At 59.4% G+C, this 15937-nt stretch carries 13 protein-coding genes; 7 read left to right on the top strand and 6 right to left on the bottom strand.

The window, feature by feature from the left end; all coding sequences use genetic code 11:
• Nucleotides 1–40: 40 nt before the first annotated feature.
• The 5 genes from ACR0MV_RS14735 to ACR0MV_RS14755 are packed head-to-tail and all read right to left on the bottom strand — an operon-like array spanning nt 41 to nt 7262.
• Nucleotides 41–1396: a CoA transferase gene (locus ACR0MV_RS14735; RefSeq protein ID WP_480702584.1), complete on the bottom strand. Its 1356-nt coding sequence runs from the start codon at nt 1394–1396 to the stop codon at nt 41–43.
• Nucleotides 1393–2547, bottom strand: a complete 1155-nt coding sequence (locus ACR0MV_RS14740) for an ABC transporter permease (protein ID WP_480702585.1) — start codon at nt 2545–2547, stop codon at nt 1393–1395. Before ACR0MV_RS14740 ends, ACR0MV_RS14735 begins: the two co-directional genes overlap by 4 nt.
• Nucleotides 2544–3572 (bottom strand): ABC transporter permease, encoded by a 1029-nt coding sequence (locus ACR0MV_RS14745; protein WP_170426816.1) that lies wholly within the window; start codon nt 3570–3572, stop codon nt 2544–2546. Before ACR0MV_RS14745 ends, ACR0MV_RS14740 begins: the two co-directional genes overlap by 4 nt.
• A 14-nt stretch (nt 3573–3586) precedes the next feature.
• Complete coding sequence (locus ACR0MV_RS14750) at nt 3587–5497, bottom strand: ABC transporter substrate-binding protein (RefSeq protein WP_480702586.1); 1911 nt, start codon at nt 5495–5497, stop codon at nt 3587–3589.
• Complete coding sequence (locus ACR0MV_RS14755) at nt 5490–7262, bottom strand: ABC transporter ATP-binding protein (RefSeq protein ID WP_480702587.1); 1773 nt, start codon at nt 7260–7262, stop codon at nt 5490–5492. The genes ACR0MV_RS14750 and ACR0MV_RS14755 overlap by 8 nt, the downstream gene beginning before the upstream one ends.
• Before the next feature lie 233 nt (nt 7263–7495).
• Between ACR0MV_RS14755 and ACR0MV_RS14760 the strand changes: the two genes are divergently transcribed.
• The 7 genes from ACR0MV_RS14760 to ACR0MV_RS14790 all read left to right on the top strand — a co-directional run bounded on the left by ACR0MV_RS14760 (nt 7496) and on the right by ACR0MV_RS14790 (nt 15473).
• Nucleotides 7496–7993: a class I SAM-dependent methyltransferase gene (locus ACR0MV_RS14760; protein ID WP_170426813.1), complete on the top strand. Its 498-nt coding sequence runs from the start codon at nt 7496–7498 to the stop codon at nt 7991–7993.
• A 17-nt stretch (nt 7994–8010) separates the two neighbouring features.
• Nucleotides 8011–8640 (top strand): glutathione S-transferase family protein, encoded by a 630-nt coding sequence (locus tag ACR0MV_RS14765; protein ID WP_170426812.1) that lies wholly within the window; start codon nt 8011–8013, stop codon nt 8638–8640.
• A gap of 113 nt (nt 8641–8753) precedes the next feature.
• Entirely contained in the window at nt 8754–11156 is a 2403-nt protein-coding gene (locus tag ACR0MV_RS14770) for a GcvT family protein (protein ID WP_480702588.1), read from the top strand.
• A 2-nt stretch (nt 11157–11158) separates the two neighbouring features.
• Nucleotides 11159–12709 carry a trimethylamine methyltransferase family protein gene (locus ACR0MV_RS14775; protein ID WP_480702589.1) on the top strand — a complete coding sequence of 517 codons (1551 nt, stop codon included), beginning with the start codon at nt 11159–11161 and terminating at the stop codon, nt 12707–12709.
• Entirely contained in the window at nt 12710–13384 is a 675-nt protein-coding gene (locus ACR0MV_RS14780) for a TetR/AcrR family transcriptional regulator (RefSeq protein WP_480702590.1), read from the top strand. It abuts the gene before it with no gap.
• Entirely contained in the window at nt 13381–14685 is a 1305-nt protein-coding gene (locus ACR0MV_RS14785) for an NAD(P)/FAD-dependent oxidoreductase (RefSeq protein WP_480702591.1), read from the top strand. Before ACR0MV_RS14780 ends, ACR0MV_RS14785 begins: the two co-directional genes overlap by 4 nt.
• A gap of 56 nt (nt 14686–14741) precedes the next feature.
• Nucleotides 14742–15473: a hypothetical protein gene (locus tag ACR0MV_RS14790; protein ID WP_480702592.1), complete on the top strand. Its 732-nt coding sequence runs from the start codon at nt 14742–14744 to the stop codon at nt 15471–15473.
• Between the two features lies 1 nt (nt 15474).
• On the opposite strand, the gene ACR0MV_RS14795 is transcribed toward ACR0MV_RS14790, so the two are convergent.
• Nucleotides 15475–15846, bottom strand: coding sequence for a DUF3307 domain-containing protein (locus ACR0MV_RS14795; RefSeq protein ID WP_437440835.1), 372 nt, complete (start codon nt 15844–15846; stop codon nt 15475–15477).
• Between the last annotated feature and the right edge of the window lie 91 nt (nt 15847–15937).

Below are 15937 nucleotides of genomic sequence, written 5' to 3' on the forward strand. Positions count from 1 at the left end.
AAGCGTTGGGCCGGGCCGCGCGTGCCGCGCGGCGGTTGGTTCAGGCGTGCAGCGATGGCCAAGCAGGGGGCGAAGTGCCAAGCTTTGACGCGGGCCGGTCCCAAACCATCTTGGCCGCACCCACGGACAAAGCCGGTTTCAGGCGATGACCAGGACCCCAGCCCGAGGCCTCGGGGTTGGTATCGTAATCGGCTGGCATCGCGCCGGAAATGCTCTCTTGCGTTTCAGACTTGCTGAGAACGGCTAGAAGTTCGGCTGTGCGCGCCAGGGAAAGTTGGCCCAACATGATGGGATTTCCCAGTGCAGCCTCGGCCATGGCAGAGAGGGCGGCCGCGGCCATCAGGTAGCCGGTCGCGTGATCCAGTGCTTGCACCGGCAGGGGAGTGGGTTTGTCCGCCTTCGCCCAATCCCGGCCTGCATCGGCGATCCCGGCGCTCATCTGTACAAGGCTGTCGAACCCGCGACGGTTGGCCCATGGGCCCTGCCAGCCATAAGCATCCAGCGTGACCTCGACCCGGTTCGGTGCAAGTTCATCGCGCTTGGCTTTGGTCAGCCCCAGCCCGTCCAGTGCGCCGGGGCGATAGCCATGGATGAAGACGTCGGCTTGTGAGAGCAGGTCTTGCAGCTTTTCGAGCCCAGCCGACGATTTCAGATCAAGATAGGCGCAGGATTTACCAAGTGAGATATCCGGGATAACGCCGGGCTCGTCCCAGCCGGGGGGATCGATACGCAGGACCTCGGCGCCGAACCCGGCCAGTGTGCGGGTTGAGACTGGACCCGCCAGCACGCGCGTCAAGTCCAGGACGCGCAACCCTGCCAGCGGGCGCGCTGCCGAGGCCTCGGGCCTGTCGCGCAGTTTGATCTGGCGCGGGCTATGCCATCCGATGAGCGGATCGCGGGATATGGCACGGCCCTGAGGATGGTCCAGCCAATCTGACCGGCTGCGCATGGCCGCAGCAACGCCCCCTTGAGCGACGACGGCAGATTCCAGTTCGCTTGCGGGCCATGTGCGTACTGCTTGCGCCACGTGGGTCCGATCCGCCTTGACCTCGAGCACTTTCAACGCCGCGGCCCGGTGGCGCGGCAGGTTGGTGTGCAGCCTGATCCAGCCGTCGGCGGTTTGGTAGTCCCCTGCGACCGCGTCCCAAAGGCTTGGCATTTCCCATCCGTCAGGTTTGAAGGAAAACCCGTACCAAAGTGAGGCCAGTTTGTGATCTACCGTGGCCGAAGGCATGTCAGACGACAGGTTGAGGGCCGCTGTCAGCCGTGCCAATTCCTGTCCGACCGCGCCGAAGGTGGCCGTTGCCAGTTCGGATACGGCAAACGCGCTGGATAGGGCGCCTTTGCCAGTTGTCCGGTAACTGTCGGTAGCGGGCAGGGCGGATAGCAGGCTCATTGCTGATACGGGTCGAGGCTGTCGCGTAACCCATCCCCCAGGAAGTTGAAGGCCAGCACCACGACGATGATGGGCAGCATCGGGATGGCTGTCCACGGGTAGATCTCGATCGAGGCGAGGTTCTGCGCGTCATTCAGCATCACACCCCAACTGACCGCCGGAGCCCGCAGGCCGAGGCCCAGGAAGCTGAGCGCAGTTTCCCCAAGGATCATCGCCGGGATCGACAAGGTGGCCGAGGCGATCAAGTGAGACATAAAGTTCGGCAAGAGGTGCTTGCGGATGACACGGCCCGAGCTTGCGCCCATCATCTCGGCGGCGCGGACGTATTCCTCTTCCCTGAGGGACAGGAATTTGGCGCGTACGGAACGTGCCAAACCGGGCCAATCAAGTATCCCGAGAATGATCGAGATGATGAAGAACACCGCGACTGGGCTCCAATTCGATGGAACAGCGGCAGAAAGGGCCAGCCATAATGGCAGTTCCGGCAGGGATCGCAGAATCTCGATCACGCGGTTGATGACCCAGTCGATCCTGCCTCCAAAGTAACCAGCCATAGACCCGAACAGGATACCCAGGAAGAACGACACCGAAATGCCGATCAGGCCGACGGTCAGAGACAGCTGCGCGCCGTAAAGAATTCGGCTGAACACGTCGCGCCCAAGGCGATCCGATCCCCACAGGAACAGGGTTGCCCCTTCGGGCGCGCAGAACAGGTGGGTGTCAGACTTGATCAACCCGGCCAGCCGGTACTCGGACCCCTCACAGAAAAAACGAATAGGGCGGGGATCTTCGGTATCGGGCACGAACTTCCACTGGAACGTTTCAAGATCGGCCTCGGCAACGATCGGATAGACATAGGGGCCTATGAACTTGCCTTCGTGGAACCAGTTGACGCTCTGGGGTGGGGCATAAAGGTGTTCGCCGTTCCGTTCATTCGGACCGTAGGGTGCGATGAACCCTGCAAAGGGCAACATCAGGTAGCACAGCAGCAAGAATATCCCCGAGATCAGACCCAGCTTGTGGGTTCTGAACTTGCGCCAGACCAACAGCCAGTTAGGGGCGTCGAGATCGGCGCGTTCAACCTGTTGGAGCGAGGCATCGGGATCGAATGGAGCGTCGTCGACAAAGCGACCGTCTGGATGTTTGGTCATGCTTCACGCCCCTCGTAGCGAATGCGCGGGTCTAGCATGACCAGCAGAATATCAGAGATCATGGTGCCAATCAGGGTCAGCAAGGCCACGAACATCAGGATGAACGCCGAAAGGAATTGATCCTGCGTCTTCAGCGCGGTCAGCAGGGTAGGACCAATGGTCTGAAGGCCCAGAACCACCGAAACCAGAACCGAACCAGACACCATCGAGGGCAGCAGGTTTCCGATATCGGCCACAAACGGGTTGAAGGCGACGCGCAGCGGGTATTTCGTCAGCATCCGTGACGGGGCCATACCCTTGGCGATGGCGGTTTCGACGTAGGGTTTGCCCAGCTCATCCAACATGTTGGCACGCAGACGCTGCATCATGGCCGACGCACCCGAAGTGCCGATGACAAATGTCGGAACGATCAGGTGTACGAGAATGGATTTCAGCTTTTCCCAACTCATCGGCTGGCCCTCAAAAGAGGGGTCCATCAGACCGCCAATGGGCAGATCGAAATAGCGGTGACCGTAATAAAACAGGATCAGCGCCAGCAGGAAGTTCGGTGTTGCCAGACCCAGATAACCCACAAAAGCCGAGGTATAGTCGATCCACGTCCGCGACCGGGCCGCCGCAATCACACCCAAGGGAAGAGCGACCGCGTAGACGAACAGAATGGCTGCAAGGTTGACCACGACAGTCAGCCACAGCGTATCACCCACGATTTCGGCCACGGGGCGGTCGAATTCAAAGGACCAGCCATAGTTGCCCTGCAGCAGGCCCTCGAACCCGTGCGGACCGGGCCAGAAACCCATCCAGATCAGGTATTGCTCCCAGATCGGGCGGTCCAAGGCGTACTCCGTGCGCAGAAACTCGGCTTTGGCCACGCCGGCAGATTGGCCCGAGGCCTGAAGCTCTGCGATCTGGTTGCTGAGATAGTCGCCGGGCGGCAGGTTTATGATCACAAAGATCAGTACCGACACCACCAGCAAAGTCAGCAGCATCGTGAAAAAGCGATACACCGCATAGCGCAGCATGACCATTTAGCTGCTCCTGATCAGTCGGCGAAGAAGAATTCGTCGGGGCGGTGGATGCCGAAATGGGCTCCGGGCTCCCACGCCCACATACCTTGCTCGGGTACGTTGCGCAGGCGGTTGGACACGACGATGGGCTGCGGCGCGCCGTTCAGAATACCGATGGCATAAAGCTGGTCGGCGTGGATGTTCAGCATCTCGGTCCAGACGGCAGAGCGTTCTTCGTCGGTTGTAGCGACCTCCCAATCGTGGGCAAGTTCCATAAGGCGCTTGGCCTCGGGCATGTCGGGCGCTTCGCCGACATCGCCGCCGGTTTGGTAATACTGCCCCCATTTGGGCCACGCCAGAAACACCTGATCGGTCGGGGCAAGATAGGCGGGCGAGGTGTGGGCCTGCGGAATGCCGTCATCCCAGCCGAACCAGACCGATGCCATCGTATTTCCAGCAAAGACGCGGTTGCGCAGGATGTCCCGGTCCAGAGGACGCATGACAAGGTCGACACCGATCTCACGCCATGTGTCGGTGACGATCTGCAGGGCGTTTTCAACCTCCTGCCGCTCACCGGCGGTTTCGATGATGAGTTCCATCGGACGACCATCGGGCAGCAGTCGGATGCCGTTCTTGTCGCGCTCGGTCAGGCCGGCCTCATCCAGGAGGGCGTTGGCCATATCAACGTCATACTGCGCCCAGGCCTGCGCGTTTTCTTCGTTGAAGAACGGAGAGGCAGGCAGCACCGACATCGCGCCGGGATGAGCCAGCTTGAAATAAAGCGCCTGGTTGATCGTTTTTCGGTCGATGGCCAGCGAAAGGGCGCGGCGCACCCGGACGTCGCGCAGCACCTCGCGCCAGGCCTCGTCGGCATAGTTCAGGTTCGGATAGATCGCGATCTGAGACGCGACGCCGGTCTTCCACAACAGGGTTTTGTAGTCGCCGCCAGCTTCACCCTTTTTCAGGATTGACGCGTCGCGGAACGCCAGCCCACGTCCCTGCAAATCAGTCTCGCCCGCGTTGGCCTTGGCCGCGACCAAACCGGGGGCAACGATCTCCATCTCGACCACGTCGATATAGGGCAGTTGCACACCATTCGAGTCGATGCGGTGGTAATACGGGTTACGCACGAAATTATGGCGGATCTTCTTACCTGAGCTGGCGTTCAGCCACGGTTGCAGAGTCGGAAGTTCGTGGTTGTCGAACTTGTACAGGTTGTCCAGCTTGTTGTGCAGGGCGGCCCAGCTTTTGACACGGGCGTCCTCGACCAGAAAGGCGAGTTCTTCGGCGTCTGCAAACTTGTCATGATACTGTTTGAGGAATGCGGCGGGGCGATAGATGAACGGTGGCCGCGCTTGCGCGAGGGACTGCAGAAAATCGGGATTGGGATCATCCCACTCGAACACAACAGTGGTTTCGTCCGGGAAAGTAACGGTTGGTGTCTTTCCTTCGACGATCAGGAAATCCGGCGGACCCGAAGGGCTGAGAAGTTCGTTATTGGCCACGTCCTCCCACCAGTAGCGGAAATCTTCCGAGGTAAACGGCGATCCGTCCGACCATTTGTGACCATCGCGCAGATGCAGGGTGAACTTGCGATTGCCTTCGTTTTCGTAGGATTCCAGCAGGTCCGGCACGATCTCGTAGTTTTCGTTAAAGCCGACCAGTCGGGCATAGCCATAGACCACCATCTGGCGGATATCTTTGGACCGGGTGACCATGGTGCGCAGCGTTCCGCCCGGTGTTCCAAACTCTCTGCCCTTGGTGGCCAGGTCCACCACCAGCGGCTCGGCTGGCAACCGTTCGGCGACAGGAGGAAGGTTGCCCGCGTCTACTTCTGTGGCCCAGAATGCGCTTTCCTGCGGAGTGGGCGTGTCTGCCGTGGCGGGCAGCATCCAGGTGGCGGCCAGTGCGGCGGCCAGAATGAGAGGGCGAGTGGTCTTAAACATGGCATCGTACCTTATGTCCGGGCTCCATCTCTACCAATGAAGGTATCACGGAGTCGGTAAATCGGAAGGTGTCATCCCAACTGTCTGGTGAACCTGCACCCAAAGCAACCAGTTTCAGGTCGATGGGTCGGTTGATGTCGGGTTCCGGTTGAGCGGCGATCAGCGCTTTGGTGTAAGGATGGCGCGGGTTATAAAACAGTGTTTCAGGTGGTGCCTGTTCGACGACAAGCCCCCGGCGCATCACCGCAACTTCGTCGGCGATACGCGCCACGACCGCCAGGTCGTGCGAGATAAACAGGTAAGACAGGTTCAGTCGGTCCTGCAGATTTTCCAGCAAGGTGAGGATCTGTTCCTGAACTGATACGTCCAACGCCGAGGTGGGCTCGTCACAGACAATCAGCTGCGGGTCCAGCATCATCGCCCGCGCAATCGACAGGCGCTGTCGCTGGCCGCCAGAAAACGCGTGCGGATAGCGCTTCAGCATATCACCGTTCAAGCCAACGCGTTGCAGCATCTCGACCGCCTTGTCGCGTTGTTCGGCAGCGGACCCGATGGCGTGGATCTCAAGCGGTTCAGTTAGTGCGTCCTGAATGCGCATCCGTGGGCTGAGCGAGCTATAGGGGTCCTGAAATACCATCTGCGCCTTGCGCTGGAACGCGGTGCGCTGGGCGCGCGTCATCTGATGCACGGGTATCGAGTCTTCGTCCGGCGCGGTGCGGAACAGTACCTCGCCCCCTGGATCGGGAAGCTCGGCGCCAAGGGCAATCCGCGCAGCCGTGGTCTTGCCGGATCCGCTTTCGCCCACGATCGCCAACGTCTTGCCGCGGGCAAGGTTCAGGTCGACGCCGTGGCAGGCATGGATCAGCTTGTCCTCTTGCCACCCCTTGCTTGAGCGCATGGTGTAGGTTTTGGACACGCCCTTCATCTGAAGGATCAGGTCTTCATCCGGCATTGGCAAGCCGACCGACTCTTCATCGGGGATGGCGGGCGCGGCGTTGAACAGTTGTTGCGTATAAGGGTGCGCTGGGGCGCTGAGGATCGGCGCGGCGGCACCCGCCTCCATCACGCGGCCTTTGTGCATGACGACGACCTGCTCGGCCATGTTGGCCACAACGCCCAGGTCATGGGTCACCAGGATCAGGGCCATGCCCGTTTCGCGTTGCAATTCCTTGATCAGCCCCAGCACTTGCGCTTGTGTCGTAACGTCAAGCGCGGTTGTCGGCTCATCCGCGATCAGCAATTCCGGCTTTGACACCATCGCCATCGCAATCATAGCGCGTTGGCGCATCCCGCCGGACAACTCGAACGGATAAGAATCATAGGCGCGTTGAGGGTCCGGGAAGCCCACGCGCTCGAACTGGGTCAGCACTTCTTTGCGGGCCTGCGCCTCGGAGGCATTGCGATGCAGCCACAGAACTTCGCTGACCTGATTGCCGATCTTGTGCAGCGGGGACAGCGATCGCATCGGTTCTTGAAAAATCATCGAGACCCGGTTGCCGCGAATGTCGCGCATCTGCCGTTCGCTGATCTGGGTCAGATCTTCGAAGCCCTTCGAATCATTCAAGGTAATTGTGCCGCTGCGAATCTGCGCTGCGCGCGGCAGGATCCGCAAAGCCGCACGACATGAGATGGTTTTGCCCGACCCGGATTCACCGACCAATGCCAGCGTTTGCCCGGCCTCAACCTCAAAGCTGACACCTTTGACAACAGGCTCACCCGCACCGAATCCGATGCTCAGGTCCTTGACGGACAACAACGCAGTCATTCGGGTTTTCTACCCGTTTGTCCGAAGGTCGGCATCGGCGTTTTCAACTCCCTGTGTTTTTTGATGCAGTTTCGCGCGGTTGGACCTGTGTAGTCAAACCCGTTCTTAGGCTGAATTGTCGCGAAAATGTGAAACTTTTGCCAATCCGGCTACACAAAACCTTGAGGATTTGTCATCACATGCACTGTCAGCCGCAGATTATAAGCTGATTGATATCAAGGAGAGATTTCCCCGTGCCCGACAACCAAAGCCGCCTGGATCTGTTCATCGACCGCATGGTGTCCCAGCGGGCCTGTCTGGATTTCGCCATTGCCCAGACCAAAGGTATGCCGGGGCCAGTGTTCGAACTTGGGTTGGGCAATGGGCGGACATATCACCACATGGTGCAGTACATTGACGACCGTACGGTCTATGTGTTCGAGCGCGCGGTGGCTTCGCATCCGGATTCCACGCCGCCCGAGGATCGCGTGATCTTGGGAGACGTTCGCGAAACGCTGCCCGCGTCGCTGGATCGCTTTGGCGCGACTGCCAGCCTGATCCATGCGGACTTGGGCGGCCATAACCGCAAAAAGAACGACGATTTCGCCCGCTTTGTCTCTCCGCTGATTGAACCGCTATTGGCCGAGGGCGGTTTGATGGTGTCCAGCGATCGGATGTACTTCGATGCGTTGACCGAACTTCCACTGCCCGCGGGCGCCGTGGAAGGCCGCTGCTTTATCTATCGCCGCTGACTTGTCCCGAGGTCTCGATGCTGTTTTATGATTGCTCCACCGCTCCAAACCCGCGCCGCGCGCGTATGTTCATTGCCGAAAAGGGTCTGGAGATTGAGACCCGAGAAATCTCGATCGCCAAGGGCGAACAGCTTGCCGACGATTTCCGCGCTGTGAACCCGAACGCAACTGTTCCTGTGTTGGTTACGGATGATGGTACCGCGTTGACCGAAAACCTCGGGATCGCTGCTTATCTAGAGGCCCGGTTCCCTGAACCGCCCCTGATGGGGCGCACGCCCGATGAAAAAGGGCAGGTCCTGATGTGGAACAGCATCGTCGAACAGCAGGGCGGCATGCCCATTGCCGAGACTTTGCGAAACACCCATCCGGCCTTTGCGGACCGGGCGATTCCCGGACCGGTGAATCACGCCCAAATCCCCGAATTGGCACAACGCGGATCCGCGCGGGTCGGTCGTTTCTTTTCGATGCTCGAAGATAGGCTCGCGGAAAGTCCGTTTGTCGCGGGTGCGGAATTCACCCTCGCAGACATCTCAACCTTCGTCTTCGTCGACTTCGCCCGTGTGATCAAGATGCGGATTCCAAAGGAAAATGCTGCCACTCTGGCGTGGTTCGATAAGGTCGCATCCCGCCCAAGCGCGCAACTCTGATCGTTGCCTAGCCTAGGTCGGTTATGCAGCGCGATCAGAACTGTACAGAAATGTCTAGACAGATGTGAACAGTGCCTCTAGCGTCCTCTGCGAGTCATGCAGGGGAGGGCAGGATGAAATCTCAGTATCGCGTAGTGGTCATCGGAGGCGGCGTCGTTGGCGCTTCGGTTCTTTATCACCTGGCCAAGTTCGGTTGGTCGGATGTTGTGATGCTGGAACGCCGGCGCTTGGCGTCCGGGTCCTCGTGGCACGCGGCAGGTGGCATCCACGCGTTGAACGCGGACCCGAACATGGCGTCACTGCAGGCCTATACTATCGACCTTCTCAGCGAGATCGAAAAGGAATCCGGCCAGAATATCGGCCTGCACATGACCGGAGGCCTGACGCTTGCAGGCACGCCTGAGCGGTGGGAGTGGCTGCAAGCCAACTACCGCATTTTCCAGTCCATTGGCATTGACGATTGCGAGTTGCTGACCCCGGAAGAGGCGCAGAAACGCTGCCCAATCATGTCCACAGACGGCGTGCTGGGTGCGATGTGGGCGGATCGCGAAGGCTATATCGACACGACCGGCACCGTGCAGGCCTATGCGACGGCAGCCAAGAAACGCGGCGCTGAATACTACGAGGAAACAAAGGTCGAAGAGCTGATCCAGACCGATGATGGCTGGCAGGTTGTGACCGACAAGGGCACGATTACCTGTGAGCATGTGATCAATGCTGCGGGCCTTTGGGCGAAACAGGTTGGCCGCATGGCTGGGGTCGAACTCCCGGTTTCTCCGCTCAAGCATCATTATCTGATCACCGACGCGGTGCCCGAAGTTGCGGCGGCGGATTTCGAGATGCCGATGACCGTGGACCTCGAAGGCTTCACCTATATGCGGCAAGACCAAAAGGGCGTTCTGGTCGGTATCTACGAGGTCGATCACGAACACTGGGCCATGGACGGCGCACCGTGGAACTACGGCGAAGAGCTGTTTCAGGAACAGCTGGACCGCATCGAGAATGAGTTGACGCTGGGCTTCGAACGCTATCCGTCGATCCAGAATGTCGGCATCAAGACCTGGGTGAACGGCGCGTTCACCTTCTCGCCCGACGGCAACCCTCTGGTCGGTCCGGTGCCAGGCAAGCGCGGTTATTGGTCGGCCTGCGCGGTGATGGCGGGCTTCCTGCAGGGCGGTGGCGTCGGCAAGACGCTGGCCGAATGGATGATCCATGGCGAGCCCGAAGCCGACGCATGGCCGATGGATGTGGCGCGCTATGGCGACTTCGCGCAGAACAAACGCTATATCCGCGAAACCACCGGCCAGTTTTACTCGCGCCGTTTTGTGATGACTTATCCGAACGAACAACTGCCGGCGGGACGTCCGCTGAAAATGGCCCCTGCGCATGATGCGATGACCGAGGCGGGTTGCAAATGGGGCGTCAGCTGGGATCTGGAAGTCCCTCTCTACTTCGCACCGAAAGGGTTTGAAGAGACGCCGACGCTCAAACGCTCAAACGCGCATGATATCGTGGCCGAGGAATGCAAGGTGATCCGCAAAGGCGCGGGTCTGCTGGACATCTCGGGCTTTTCGAGGTTCGAGGTTTCGGGCCCTAACGCCGAAGTGTGGCTCGACAAGGTCATGGCATCGAAACTGCCCGCGCCGGGGCGGGCGAAGCTGGCTCCGATGTTGGGCGAGAACGGGCGTCTCAAAGGTGATCTGACCGTTCTGAACTGGGGCGATGGCACCTGGTGGATCATGGGCAGCTACTACCTGCGCGCCTGGCATATGCGGTGGTTCGACGATCACATGATCGACGGCGTCAACGTCCACGATCTGGGCGAAGAATACTGCGGCTTCGCTGTTGTCGGACCGAAATCGCAGGCTGTGGTCGAGAAACTGGCCGAGCAGGATATCTCGGGCCTCAAATTCATGGGCTGTGGCGATTTCGACATCGGCTTGGTCCGCGCGCGTGTCGCCCGCATGTCTGTCACGGGTGAGAAGGGATACGAGATCAACTGCCGCTATGGCGACCACATCAAACTGCGCCGGATGCTGCTGCAGGCGGGTGCTGATGAGGGCATTCGTGAGTGCGGTTTCAACGCAATGCTCTCAACCCGACTTGAGAAGAGCTTTGGCATCTGGTCGGCGGAATTCACGCAGCTTTACACACCCGGAATGACCGGGATGGATCGCTGGATCGATTGGGACAAGGACTTTGTCGGCAAAGAGGCTGCTGTCGCCGAGCGCGACGGAAATGGCCCCGCACAGGTTCAAGTGACGCTTGAGGTGGATGCCGTCGATGCAGACGCCAGCGGATACGAGCCCGTCTGGTCGGGTGAAGAACGTGTGGGTTTTGTCACATCAGGCGGGTATGGCCACTACACGGGCAAATCTCTGGCAATGGCGCTTGTCAATCGCGACAAGGCCGAGCCGGGAACCGAGCTTTCGGTCCATGTGGTCGGCGTTGAACGTCCCGCGCGGATCATCGCCCCGTCGCCATACGACCCGCAGGGCAAAGCGATGAGGGGCTGAGCATGATCGGTCAAACATCCGAACGTGGACGACGACGGCGCGGGCGAGGTGCGGAAGCCGCCCCTGCGCCCAGCCGGGACGTGAACTATCGCCAGTTGCGCAATCCCTTTCCCCAGATGGAAGTTTTCCCGGCGGATCAGATCGCCGAGATGCACGAAACGGCCCTGCGCACCTTGCAGGAGCTTGGGGTCAAATGCCTGCTACCCGAGGCGCGCCGCATCTTCAGGAATGCGGGCGCGCGGGTGCATGAAGACACCGAGATGGTCTTTGTCGGGCGCGATATCGTTGAGGCCGCTGTCGCATCAGCGCCAAAGTCGATTGCATGCCACGCCGGCGCGCGACACCGGGACTTCACGCTGGAGCTGGGCAGTCTGGTGTTTCAACCGGGGGCAGGGGCACCCAATGCCACCGATCTGGAACGTGGGCGGCGTCCGGCCACGGGGCAGGACTATCTGGAATTCCTGAAGCTGACCCATCATTTCGATGTGTTCCAGATGATCTCGCCCCAGGTCGAGCCGCAGGACGTTCCGACCCACCTGCGCCACTACTTCACAACTCAGGCGCAGATGGAATTGACGGACAAATTCCCGTTCTTCTTTTCCCGTGGCACCCCGCAGGTGATGGATTGCTTTGAAATGCTGTCCATCGCGCGCGGTCTGTCGGACGACGAGTTCCGCTCGGGCGCGCATTGCTACACGATCATCAACACCAACAGCCCGCGCACGCTGGATATCCCGATGGCGCAGGGCCTGATTGATTTTGCGCGGAATGGCCAGATGTCGATCATCACGCCGTTCACACTGATGGGGGCTATGGCTCCGATCACAGTGGCCGGCGCCATTACGTTGTCGCATGCCGAGGCATTGGCGGCCCTGACCCTGACGCAGCTGACCAATCCCGGTGCGCCTGTGTGCTACGGGACATTCACCAGCAACGTGGACATGAAATCAGGTGCGCCTGCGTTCGGTACGCCATCGCATTTTCAGGCCTCGCTGGCGGCGGGGCAACTGGCGCGGCACTTGGGCCTGCCTTGGCGGTCTGCTGCTGGCTCGGCCTCGAACATCAACGACGTTCAGGCCGCGAATGAAAATCAGTTCGGTCTTTGGGGCTGTCTGATGGCCGGGGCGACGGTGATCATTCACTCGGCAGGCTGGCTCGAGGGTGGCCTGACCGTGTCCTTCGAGAAGATGATCTGCGATGCCGAGGTTCTGAACATGGTGGCCGAGCTTTGTGCCGGGGCGCAGGCAGGCACTGCCGAAATCGGGTTCGACACGGCGCTAAGCGAGGTTGAACCCAGCGGGCATTTCTTTGCCTCCAGCCAGACGATGGAGCGGTACAACACCGAGTTCTACCAGCCCCATGTGCATGACTACGCAAATTTCGGAACGTGGACCGAACGCGGGTCGGTGGATGCCAATCATCGGGCGACGGGTGTTTGGAAAGGCATTCTGAGCGAGTTCAAAGCGCCGCCAAGTGACAGTGACCGTATCGGAGCCTTGCAGGACTTTGTCGCGCGTCGTACCGCTGAAGGCGGCGCACCGCCGGAGAGTTGAATGAACGCGAAACCTATCCTGCACCGGGATGACCCTGAAGCCGAGCCGTTGGTCGGCAACATCAAGGTTACCCGCGATGATTGGCTGAACGTGGCGATGGACGTTCTGATCTCGGATGGCGTGGATCAGATCAAAGTGCTGAATCTGGCGGAACGGATGGCCGTGTCGCGGTCGTCTTTCTATTGGTACTTCAAGTCCCGGCAGGAACTTCTGGATGCGCTGCTCGCACGCTGGCAGGCGACGAATACCGCGGCATTGGTTGCGCAGGCCGAAGCCCCGGCAGAGACGATCACAGCAGCGGTCTGCAATGTTCATCGCTGCGTGGTGAACACCTCATTGTTCGATACGGCGCTTGATTTTGCCGTCCGCGACTGGGCACGCAAATCAGGCAAGGTGCGGCGGGCGCTGGATCAATCCGATGCGCGCAGGCTCAAGGCTCTGCACGCGATGTTTGCGCGATACGGTTATTCCGAATACGAGGCCGAAACCCGCGCGCGGGTGCTGTACTATATGCAGATCGGCTACGATCTGGCGCAGTTGAACGAACCGATGGAGACGCGGATCGCCATGGTTCCGCATTACCTTTACGTTTTCACCGGGGTTGAACCGAAACCCGAAGAAGTCGAAGAATTCAGCGCCTATTCAATGCGCTATTGGAAAGGAGATCCCTCATGAGCCAACCTGACGCAATCATCATCGGAACCGGTGTGATCGGCGCGGCCATCGCCTTTGAAATGGCCAAGGCAGGCTGGAAAACCCTGTCGCTGGACCGAAACAGCCAGGTTGGCCACGGCTCGACCGCGGGGTCCTGCGCGATCATTCGGATGCATTATTCGACCTTCGATGGGACGGCATTTGCGTGGGAGGGTTACCACTACTGGCGCGATTGGGCTGAATACCTTGGTCTGCCGGAAAGCGCCAACTTGGCGCAGTTCCGTGAAACCGGCTGTCTGGTGATGAAAACCGACGCGAACGGTATGCTGGAAAAGCATATGAAAAACAGTGCCGATCTGGATTGCCCGTTCGAAGAATGGTCGGTGGACAAAGTCAGTGAACGTCTGCCCATCTATTCCAAAGACAGTTTCGCACCTGCACGTCGTATGGACGACCCGGACTTTGGTCAACCGAACGGTCGCAAGATGCGCGGCGGTGTGTTCTGGCCGCAGGCGGGCTATGTCACCGATCCGGCGCTGTCCGCGCAAAACCTGATGGATGCAGCCAAGCAGCACGGCGCGGAAGTGCGCACGGGGGCTGAGGTGGTTCAGATACTGACCAACGGGGGCCGGGTTTCGGGCGTCAAACTGGCGTCGGGTGAGGAGATCCATGCGAAAGTTGTCGTGAACGTCGCCGGTCCTGGCTCGGCAATCATCAACAAAATGGCCGACGTTTTGGGCGATATGACCATCAAGACACGTCCACTGCGGCAGGAAGTCGTCCACGTTCCCGCGCCCGAAGGGTTCGATTTTGAAAACGATGGCACGATTGTCTCGGACAGCGATATCGCCTGTTACTGCCGTCCTGAACATGGCAACCACATTCTGGTCGGCTCAGAAGACCCGGAATGCGACCCGCATCAGTGGTGCGAGGATGACGTGCACTACAACCACGACTTCACCGACCAGTGGACCACTCAGGCAATGCGGTATGCCCAGCGTGTACCCAGCCTCGGTATTCCCTCCAAAACGCGCGGGGTAGTGGACCTGTATGACGCATCGACTGACTGGATTCCGATCTATGACAAATCCAGCCTGCCGGGCTTCTACATGGCTTGCGGCACCAGCGGGAACCAGTACAAGAATGCTCCGATTGCTGGCAAGATGATGACGGCCTTGATCGAATACTGCGAGGGCGGCGCGGATCACGATGCGCAACCGCTCCAATACGAACTGCCTTACATCGGGCGGTCGATTGATGTTGGGTTCTATTCCCGTAAGCGCCCGATCAACGAAGAAAGCAGTTTTTCTGTTCTGGGGTAGTTAACTGAACAAAACGCTCTATCCTTCCTGGGAACTGAAAATAGGCAGGACCCAGGATGGCCGAGCCGAAAAATCGTGTTTTGATACTTGGGAGCGCTCCGGCTGCGATGGCTGCGCGCGAGTGGTCCCGAACCCCGTTCACCCATATCGTGGCGATCAACAATGCCTGGCGCATTCGCCCTGATTGGGATTTTTTGATCCACCCTGAGGATTTTCCTGAAGACAACCGACCGGATACCCTGTTGGAGGGTCAACGCATTGTCGAGGCGCGTGACTACGTCCCGTTGCAAAACAGGTTTGGCGGTTTTGTGTATGCCGGTGGCACAATGGCGTTCACCGCCGGATATTGGGCCCTTGCGGCGCTGAAACCGGCCGTTTTGGCCTATTTCGGTTGCGATATGATTTATCCGAATTCCGGCCAGACCCATTTTTACGGCACTGGTGCCGCCGATCCGTTGCGCGCCGATGTCACGCTGCGCTCGCTCGAGGCGAAGTCCGCGCGGTTGGGTCTGTTCGGTGCGGCACAGGGTTGTCGGGTTGTGCGCCTGTCGCAAGGGGACAGCAGACTGGTCTATCCGTCCGTCACGCCCGATACGCTCATGTCATCCGGCTTGCCATCTACCCAGGGTATGCGGCCCGCCTTGCAGACCGAGGCGTCACTGAACTATTTCGTGCCATCCGGTCGGTATTGGGAACATGAGGACCATTTTGATGCAGCTCGGATTGACCAGCTGGACCGGCAATGGCTTCAGGCATATCGTCTGAGTGCTTTAGAGAACGTGGCGTGATTCAGGTCACGGGTACGGCGACGAACTCAACCCAGGCCCATACCATCGCAATATAGGTCAGATTGTGCATGAACTGATCCAGACCGGCGGCGCGCCAGAAAGCGGCCTGTGTTGGGACCAGTTGTTTTTTGTCGGAATAACTGGCCTTGGCAAAATCGATATTGAAATGAACAACCCATTCCAGCGCGGCAATGATCAAAATAAAGGACCAGGGGGCGCCGAAAACCAAAAAGACAAGTACAGACCCGACCACATGCACACCCGCATGCTGCGCACGTCCCAGGTGAAAATACTCACCGCGTCCTGCCAACATTTTCGGGGTCTGTAGGAAGAAGTCCGCAAACATATGTTTGATCTGCAATAAGCAGAGCATCAACAGCACTGCGCCTATACTGGCAGTCAAATTCGTCCTCCCGATATCGTCCCAGTCCAAACTCTAGGCACTTATGGCAGCATGCGCAAAT

The organism is Ruegeria sp. BC3 (assembly GCF_056539265.1).